Origin of the sequence: Mesorhizobium sp. M1A.T.Ca.IN.004.03.1.1 (assembly GCF_003997555.1) — a bacterium.
Classification (GTDB): Bacteria; Pseudomonadota; Alphaproteobacteria; order Rhizobiales; family Rhizobiaceae; genus Mesorhizobium.
This window is the reverse complement of record NZ_RZTV01000265.1, coordinates 1-275: the sequence shown is the minus strand read 5'-3', so window position 1 is coordinate 275 and position 275 is coordinate 1. Positions and strand designations below refer to the sequence as shown.

General features: G+C 61.8%; 1 protein-coding gene. It reads right to left on the bottom strand.

The window, feature by feature from the left end:
• On the bottom strand, positions 1-275 hold a 275-nt coding region (locus tag EOD29_RS31630), incomplete at both ends, for a heme-binding protein (RefSeq protein ID WP_206520545.1).

The window sequence follows — 275 nt, the reverse complement described above, 5'->3', positions numbered from 1 at the left end:
CCTTGCTGAGCTTCAGGCCGGAGGCATAGCTGCTGCGAAAATAACGCAGCACCATGTTGCGCTTGCGCCTGACCCAATTGACGTTGTCCGGCGTCACGCCCGGGAGCGCGGCATAGAAGACCGGCATCGAATGCAGCGTCACATCGATTGCGATGCCGAGGCCGCGCTCGCTGGCGAGCTCCTGCAGAAGCTTGCCGAGCTGCCAGGCAGTGGTGAGATCGAAGGCATCGAAGCTCAGCGCCTTTTCCTGCTCGGCGATCCGACTGAGATCGTTG